Origin of the sequence: Streptomyces graminilatus, assembly GCF_001418565.1 — a bacterium.
Taxonomy (GTDB): domain Bacteria; phylum Actinomycetota; class Actinomycetes; order Streptomycetales; family Streptomycetaceae; genus Streptomyces; species Streptomyces graminilatus.
The window spans coordinates 1-7,935 of sequence record NZ_LIQQ01000248.1; the positions used below are offsets into that span (position 1 = coordinate 1).

The following is a 7,935-nucleotide window of genomic DNA, read 5'->3' on the forward strand; positions in this document are numbered from 1 at the left end:
CGCCGGACTCGACAAGATCATCGGGTTGCCCGAGGCCGTCGCGAAGGCCGTGGGCAGCACCAGCGCGCTGGCCTCGCTGGCGGTCGGCGCGGGCACGGTGGCCGTGATCGTGCTGTGGCAGCGGCTGCCGAATAGGATACGTGCGGTGCCGGGCGCGCTCGCGGCGGTGGTCCTGGCGACCGTCGTCACCCTCGCCTTCAGGCTGCCGGTGGCGACCGTCGAGGTGAAGGGCCTGCTGGACGCCGTCCAGCTGCCCGGGCTCGGCTCCTTCGGCGAACTGGCGAGCCTGAGCGTGCTCGGCACGGTCGTGGCGTTCACGCTGATCGCGTCCGCCGAGAGCCTGTTCAGCGCCGCCGCCGTGGACCGGCTGCACGACGGCCCGCGCACCCAGTACGACAAGGAGCTGATGGCACAGGGCGCCGGGAACATGGTGTGCGGGCTGCTGGGCGCGCTGCCGATGACCGCGGTGATCGTGCGCAGCTCGGCGAACGTCCAGGCGGGTGGGCGGACGAAGGTGTCCCGGGTGCTGCACGGCGTATGGCTGCTGCTGTTCGTGGCGCTGCTGCCCGGCGCGTTGGCGCTCATCCCGGTGCCCGCGCTGGCCGGCATCCTCGTCCACGCCGGCTGGAAGCTCATACCGATGCGCGAGGTCGTCTCGCTCTGGCGTGAGCACCGGGGCGAGGCGCTGATACTGGTGGTCACGGCCCTGGCGATCGTGTCCGTGAACATGTTCGAGGGTGTGCTGATCGGTCTCGCCCTGGCCGTGGGCAAGACCGCCTGGGAGGCCTCGCACATCAAGCTGGACGTCGTCGACAAGGGCGCCGGGCCCGTGCAGGCGCGTCTGTCGGGCAACGCGACCTTCCTGCGGCTGCCGAAGATCCTCGACAGCCTGGAGGCGCTGCCCCAGGACCAGCCGATAGAGCTGGACCTGTCGGGCCTGCACCACCTGGACCACGCCTGCCGCACGGCCCTGGAGAGCTGGGCGGAGCGGCACAGCGCGGCCGGGACGGAACCCGTCCTGCTGCTTCCCGCGGGATAACCCCGGACCCTCCTCGGGCGGAGAAAGCAGGCGCCCTGGAGGACCGCGAGACTGCCCGGTACGGGGCTCGACCCGAGCCCCGTACCGGGCATATCGTTTATTAAGGGTGCCATTGGGCACGTTCGGGACGGCTGCGAAGGGTCGTCGTCATGGTTGTGGAACTGCTGGCCGCGGGCATCGCCGCCGCGACCGCCGGGCTCGTCTACATCGGGGTGGCGGCGCGGGTCGTCAAGCAGTACGAACGCGGGGTCGTCCTCCGGCTCGGCCGCCTCACCGGAGACGTCCGGCCGCCCGGTTTCACGATGGTGGTGCCGTTCGTCGACCACCTGCGCAAGGTCAACATGCAGATCGTCACGCTGCCGGTGCCCGCCCAGGAGGGCATCACCCGGGACAACGTGACCGTGCGGGTGGACGCGGTCGTCTACTTCAAGGTGATCGACGCGGCGAACGCGATCATCCAGGTCGAGGACTACCGGTTCGCGGTATCGCAGATGGCACAGACCTCGCTGCGTTCGATCATCGGCAAGAGCGACCTGGACGATCTGCTGTCCAACCGCGAGAAGCTCAACCAGGGCCTGGAGCTGATGATCGACAGCCCGGCGGTCGGCTGGGGTGTGCAGATCGACCGGGTCGAGATCAAGGATGTCTCCCTGCCGGAATCGATGAAACGCTCGATGGCCCGCCAGGCCGAGGCCGACCGGGAGCGGCGGGCCCGCATCATCAACGCGGACGCCGAGCTCCAGGCCTCGAAGAAGCTCGCCGAGGCCGCCGCGGTGATGTCCGAGCAGCCCGCCGCACTCCAGCTCCGGCTGCTCCAGACGGTGGTGGCGGTCGCGGCCGAGAAGAACTCGACGCTCGTCCTGCCCTTCCCGGTGGAACTGCTCCGCTTCCTGGAACGGGCACAGGGCCAGCAGCCGCCCGCGCCACCGGACGGATCACCCGGCTGAGGCGTCCCGCCACGCGCGTGGTCCGCAGGCCGCTACGGCACCGAATTCACCCCGAGGTGGGGCGAATCGCCGGACACCACCTTCGTTCCGGACGGCCGGACGGCGTACGCCGATCGCCGCACACCAGGGACGGCGTCAGCGGTACGGCGGCAGCGGAAGCCCCTTGACCCTGGACCGTGTGCGCAGGCTTTAACCTGTCCGCCATGAACGCAACGGGGGACCTGATCGACGGCCGCTTCGAGTTGCTGGAGCGGCTCGGCAGCGGCGGCATGGGGACGGTGTGGCGAGCCGCCGACACCGTGCTGCACCGCCAAGTCGCACTGAAGGCGGTACGGCCCGACGCGGCGGCGACCGACGCCGTACGGGAACGGGTGATGCGCGAGGCGCGGGCGCTCGCCCGGCTCAGCAACCCGCATGTGGTGACGGTCCATCAGATCATCGAGGACGACCCGCATCCCTGGATCGTCATGGAGCTGGTGCCCGGCGTCTCGCTCGACAAGCACCTGGAATCGGGCCCGCTGACACCGGCGGAGGCGGCGCGGATCGGCGGCCAGGTACTGGACGCGCTGCGCGCCGCGCACGCGGCGGGTGTCCAGCACCGGGACGTGAAACCGGCGAACATCCTGCTGCGGCCGGACGGGACCGCGGTCCTCACCGACTTCGGGATCGCGGCGCTCCAGGGCGCGACGGCCCTGACGATGACCGGCGAGCTCATCGGCTCCCCCGAGTACATCGCCCCGGAACGCATCCGCGGCCCCTCCGACGACCCGGCCTCCGACCTGTGGTCCCTGGGAGTCGTGCTGTACGTGTGTGTGGAGGGCGTGAGCCCCTTGCGCCGCGAGACCTCGCTCTCGACCCTCGCGGCGGTGCTGGAGTCCGAGGTCCCGCCGCCGTCCCGCTCCGGCCCGCTGGCCCCCGTACTCGAAGCGCTGCTCGAACGGGACCCGGCGGCCCGCCCGGAAACGGGCCGGCTGGCGGTGATGCTGGGGGAAGTGGCGGCGGGCGGCCCGGCGAGGCCGGTCGAGCGGACGCCGACGGCACCCCGGCCCCCGGGCCACGGCCCCGAGTCGGGCGGGACGCTGCCGCACTCGGCGCCCATGGTCGCGGACACGAAACAGCAGAGGGCGGGAGAGCGGCCCGCGTCGTCGCCGAACCGCCGCAGAAGGATCACCGCGTTGGCCGCGCTCACCGTCCTGGTCGCGCTCGCCGCGGTCGCCCTGACACCGCGTCTCCTCGCCGGAAACGGGAACGGAAACGGGACGAACGACACCCAGGGCCCGTCGGCCGACAAGAGAACGTCGCCCACCTCGTCGCCCCCGACGCCCACCACCGTCGACCGGTGGATCGCCCAGCTCCAGTCCCTGCCGGTCGGCTCCGGAACCGCCGCCCGGGACGCACAGCTCGCCAGGATCAGGCAGTCGGTGCCGGACGCGGTGTTCGTACGCAGCGACAAGTACGCGTCCCTGCGCCCGGGTTACTGGGTGATCTACGCACCCGGCCCGTTCGCCGACGGCCGTGCCGCGCTGGCCTTCTGCGCCGAACACGGCCTGACGACCGCGAACACCTGCCTGGGCCGCTACCTGAGCGACAACCCCGCCGACTTCCCCGACCAGTGCCGCCCGCCGGCCACCAACCCCGCCGGGCGCTGCACACGGGACTAGAGCGAATCGTCCTCCCGGGGCCCGCACGTCCCGCCGCCGCGCCTCCGACGCCTTCCAGGCCCACCGGGGCCCGGTCGGCCTGCCCTGCTCCCGCTTCCCCGGCGGGTGTTACGACCGGGGGGCGCCGCGCGTGCGGTGCCCGCCGGGGGGACACGGTCGGCGGAGACGCCCTCGCGACGGACGTGGGTGCCGTGGCCTGGGGGGGTGCTGAACGGCGTACGGCCCGTCACGCACCTCACGCGCGGTGCCGCTCCGGCGGGGCCGCGGGCCTGGATGCGACCGGGACGACCGCCGTGCGCCGGGACGCCGTCGGCCGGGCCCTTCACGACGGACACCGGTGCCGTGACCCGGGTGGGGGGCTGGACGGCGTACGGCCCGGGTCGGTCGTCATCGTGCACCGCGCGCGGTACCGCTCCGGCGACCGTCGTGAAGGTGGCCTGGCCGACCTGGGCCACGGGCGCCGGCCGTGAGCGGCCTACGCTGGTGGTATGAGTGACGACGAGGACGGCAGGGGCCGGGGCGAGGTCGGTGGGTCGTCGGGGGTGGAGTACGCGGAGTGCGTGCTGTGCCGGGGGGGTTACCGAATATCCGCGGTCGTGGAAGGGCAGCACTCTCTGCCCGGTCTGCGAATGGCAGGAGGCGCAGCGAAACGCCTGTTCAGGATGACCGGCGTGAGGTGAGCGCGCAGGCCAGCGCCGTCGCCGTCGCCGTGAGCAGGACCGCCGCGACGAGTGGCAGCACGGGCACCGGAATCGTGCCCGCGCGCGAGCCGGTCACCAGGGACGTGATCGCCGACTTGGCCGGAGAGCCCGTCATCACCATCGCCAGCAGTGCGCCGAGCATCATCGCGGGCACCGCCCGGCCTGGCGAGCGCAGCAGCGGCCAGGTCGTGAGCGCGCCGACGGCCGTGCCGAGCAGGGCACACACCAGGGCGGCGAGCAGCCCGGCGGCGCCGGCCGGGAGCCGGGCGACCTCGATCTGGTGGTCGGTGTTCGTCGGGTCGCTGATCAGGGTCACCACGACGGTCGCGGCCGTACCGAGCGCCGCGGCGGCGCCCAGTGCCACCAGGAGACAGGCCAGATGTGCCCGTCCGGGGCCGACGGCCGCGGCCACGGCGGCGCGGGCGGCGGGCGGCTCGTTGCCCGCGCAGATCCGTACCAGCCAGGCGGCCACCGGCAGGACGGCCGCCGCCGTGTACCCGAGCGAGTCGAGCACCGGCTGCCCGCCCTGCACCCCGACGGCCAGGAACACCGCGTACAGGATGAACGGCGGCAGCCAGCGCTGGGAGCGCACGAGCAGGGCCGCCTGGTAACGCAGGAGGGCGGTCATCGGCGGCCTTCGTCGGTGGCGGACCGGGCGGGCAGGGCCAGTACGGCGACTCCGGCGGGCTCTTCGGGCGTGCCGGTGGTCTCCGGTTCCACGCGCGCCACGTGCCAGGGCGGGCGGGCCGTGAGCAGGGCGCGCAGGACGACGTCCGAATGGGTCCCCGGGACGCTGAGCCGGTGGTGGCCCGGTGTGGCCGTCTCCGTGCTCGACGTCGCCCATCGCAGCGCCTCCGCCGGAGGCCGCGCGCCCGGCGGCCCCTGGGCCTCGACGACCAGGTGCGGGCCGGAGGGTTCCGGTGAACCCGCTTGTGCCGCACGGAGGTCGAGGCCGCCCTCGGTCACCGTGTACGTGGCGTTCGGCGCCCCGGCCAGGCGTGCCGGGTCGTGGTCGACGAACACCACCGAGGCGCCGGACGCGGTCCGTTCGGCGACGACCCGCTCCAACTCGCCCCGGGCGGCGGCGTCGAGGCCGGTCCACGCCTCGTCGAGGACGAGCAGCTCCGGGTCGGCGAGCAGGGCCTGCGCGACGGCGACCTTCTGGCTGCTGCCCTTCGACAACTGTGCCATGGGCGTCCGGCCGTACCCGGTGGCGCCGAGCCGCTCCAGCCACTCGTCGGCGGCCCGCGCGGCGGCCGTACGGGCCAGTCCGTGCACGGCGCCGAGATGCGTGAGGTAGCCGTGCGCGGTGAAGGGGAGCGCGGCCGGGAAGCGTTCGGGGACGTACGCGGTGCGCGGGCGGCCGGTGAGGCTGCCCTCCGAGGGCGCGTCGATACCGGCGAGCACGCGCAGGAGCGTGGACTTGCCGGTGCCGTTGGCACCCTCGATGCGGGTGAGGCTGCCCGCGGTGAGCGTCAGATGGACGCCTCGCAGCACCCAGGGGCCGCGCACGCCGTAGCGGCGGCCCACACCGATCAGTCGGAACTCTCCTTGCACGCGGCCCCCGCCCTCTCCCCGGAAGATCCGATCTTCCTCCTGGCAGACTGAAGGACGTGACCAATGATCCTGCCGTTCCCGCCGACAGCCCTTTCCGTTCCGAGCGTTCGTCTCGTGACGAGGCTCCTCAGTTCGTCCTCCCCCTCGTCGCCCGGATCGAGAAGGCCGACCCGCCCGCCCGTACGGACGCGCTGGAGACCGCCGCCCGAGCCGTTCTCGTGATCCTCGGGGACGAGCGGTCGGCCGGGGACGGGGAGTGGGCGCAGGTCATGCGGGACTGGCAGGACGCCCGGATCCGCAAGGTCGTGCGGCGGGCGCGGGGTGCCGAGTGGCGGCGGGCCGAGGCACTGGACGGCATCACGGTCACCGGCGGGTCCGCCGAGGTACGGGTCTTCCCGCCCGTACCGCTGGACGGCTGGCCCAAGGACCTGGCCCGGCTCCAGGTCTCCGGCACCGACCTGGAGGATCCCGGGCCGCCGGCCCGCCCCGGCCCCTCGGTGCCCGTCCTCTGGCTGAACCCCGGGCTGGACATGTCGGCGGGCAAGGCGATGGCCCAGACGGGACACGGCGCCCAGCTCGCGTGGTGGGAGCTGTCGGACGAGGCCCGGGCCGCCTGGCGCGACGCCGGCTTCCCGCTCGCCGTCCGTACGGCGGAGCCGGACCAGTGGCGCGAACTGACCACCGGCGGGCTCCCATTGGTCCGTGACGCCGGTTTCACGGAGATCGCTCCCGGTTCGGCGACGGTGGTCGCGGACCATCGCCCCCTGGGCCGTCCTGGTTTCAAACATCTCCGTTGAACATCCCCGGGGTCCCACCCGTATCTTCTGGCGCTGGCCACGTCACATCTGCCCAACGACCAGTTGGCTCCCCCCGGAGGCTCCTTTGCCGCGCTTCAACCACTCGGCCCTCGTCATCGCGGCCCTGACCACCACCATTGCCGCGCTCTCGTTCCCGGTGTGGTCGTACGCCGACCGTTCCGGCACCGGAGTCGCCAATGTGGCCGCCGGTACGGTGAACACGCAGTGGGGGCCGCTGAGCGCCTCCGACCGCGACCTCATCGTGCGTGTGCGGCTGGCCGGACTGTGGGAGCTGCCCGCGGCGGAGAAGGCGATGGCGCGCTCCAACAGCCCCGCCGTCAAGGACGCGGCGGACCACCTGCTGGTGGGCCACACCGACCTCGACGAGCGGGTGCGGAAGGTGGCGACCCAGCTCGGTGTCGAGCTGCCCAACCAGCCGAACGAGCAGCAGCAGGGCTTCCTGGCGCAGATGGACGCGGCCCAGGGCGACACCTTCGACCGGACCTGGGCGAACCTTCTGCGGTCCGCGCACGGCAAGATCTTCCCGGCCATCGGGGCGGTGCGGAACAACACCCGCAACTCGCTCGTGCGCCAGCTCGCGACGGACACCAACCAGACCGTGCTCGACCACATCACGATGCTGGAGAAGACCGGCCAGGTCGACTTCGAAGGCATCGCCAACGGCACGATCTGACACGTGTCGGCGACGCGGACCCGGACCCTGGCCTCGGCAGCCCCGACTCGCCCGTCCGTTCACCCGCCCGCACGTCCCGATACGCCCGCGTATCCCCCTCACTGGCCAAGTATTCAGTCCCCAACGACCGGTTGGGTTCCTCCCGGGAGGCTCCTTTGCCCCGCTTGAACGGCTCGGTCCTCGTCGGCCTGGCAATCGCAGGCACGATCGGCGCGCTCGCGTACCCCGTCTTCTACTCGTACCCCCACCGTGACGACGCCGCGAAGGCGGCCGTGGTCACCGGAGAGACGGTGAACACGCAGTGGGGGCCCCTGACCGCCGTCGACCGCGACCTCATCGTGCGCGTGCGGCTGGCCGGACTGTGGGAGCTGCCCGCCGGGCAGCAGGCGATGCAGCGCTCCAGCAGCGCGGCCGTCAAGGAGGCCGCGCAGCACCTGATCACCGGCCACAACGACCTCGACATGCGGGTACGGGCCATCTCCGCGCAGCTCAACGTCCCGCTGCCCAGCGTGCCGAACGAGCAGCAGCAGGGCTTCCTG

Annotated in this window: 8 protein-coding genes; 6 read left to right on the forward strand and 2 right to left on the reverse strand. The window is 72.8% G+C overall.

All coding sequences use genetic code 11. The features are described from left to right. The 3 genes from AOK08_RS21240 to AOK08_RS21250 all read left to right on the forward strand — a co-directional run. Positions 1-1,039, forward strand: a 1,039-nt coding sequence (locus AOK08_RS21240; protein WP_055528381.1) for a SulP family inorganic anion transporter, incomplete at its 5' end; no start/stop codon positions are given. 149 nt (positions 1,040-1,188) lie between these two features. Beyond that, positions 1,189-1,986: a slipin family protein gene (locus tag AOK08_RS21245; RefSeq protein ID WP_055528387.1), complete on the forward strand. Its 798-nt coding sequence runs from the start codon at positions 1,189-1,191 to the stop codon at positions 1,984-1,986. Positions 1,987-2,189: 203 nt separating this feature from the next. Continuing rightward, complete coding sequence (locus AOK08_RS21250) at positions 2,190-3,647, forward strand: serine/threonine-protein kinase (protein ID WP_055528394.1); 1,458 nt, start codon at positions 2,190-2,192, stop codon at positions 3,645-3,647. A gap of 657 nt (positions 3,648-4,304) precedes the next feature. Here AOK08_RS21250 and AOK08_RS21255 read toward each other — a convergent pair. Continuing rightward, positions 4,305-4,976, reverse strand: a complete 672-nt coding sequence (locus AOK08_RS21255; protein ID WP_055528402.1) for a hypothetical protein — start codon at positions 4,974-4,976, stop codon at positions 4,305-4,307. Continuing rightward, complete coding sequence (locus AOK08_RS21260) at positions 4,973-5,905, reverse strand: ABC transporter ATP-binding protein (protein WP_055528407.1); 933 nt, start codon at positions 5,903-5,905, stop codon at positions 4,973-4,975. The genes AOK08_RS21255 and AOK08_RS21260 overlap by 4 nt, the downstream gene beginning before the upstream one ends. Before the next feature lie 56 nt (positions 5,906-5,961). Here AOK08_RS21260 and AOK08_RS21265 point away from each other — a divergent pair, with 56 nt between their 5' ends. The 3 genes from AOK08_RS21265 to AOK08_RS21275 form a co-directional block, all read left to right on the forward strand. Beyond that, entirely contained in the window at positions 5,962-6,702 is a 741-nt protein-coding gene (locus tag AOK08_RS21265; protein WP_055528410.1) for a peptidyl-tRNA hydrolase, read from the forward strand. A gap of 85 nt (positions 6,703-6,787) precedes the next feature. After that, a complete protein-coding gene (locus AOK08_RS21270; RefSeq protein WP_055528417.1) occupies positions 6,788-7,396 on the forward strand; it encodes a DUF4142 domain-containing protein in 609 nt (202 codons plus the stop codon). Between the two features lie 155 nt (positions 7,397-7,551). Continuing rightward, positions 7,552-7,935: DUF4142 domain-containing protein (locus tag AOK08_RS21275; protein WP_157876744.1), on the forward strand; the 384-nt coding region annotated here is incomplete at its 3' end.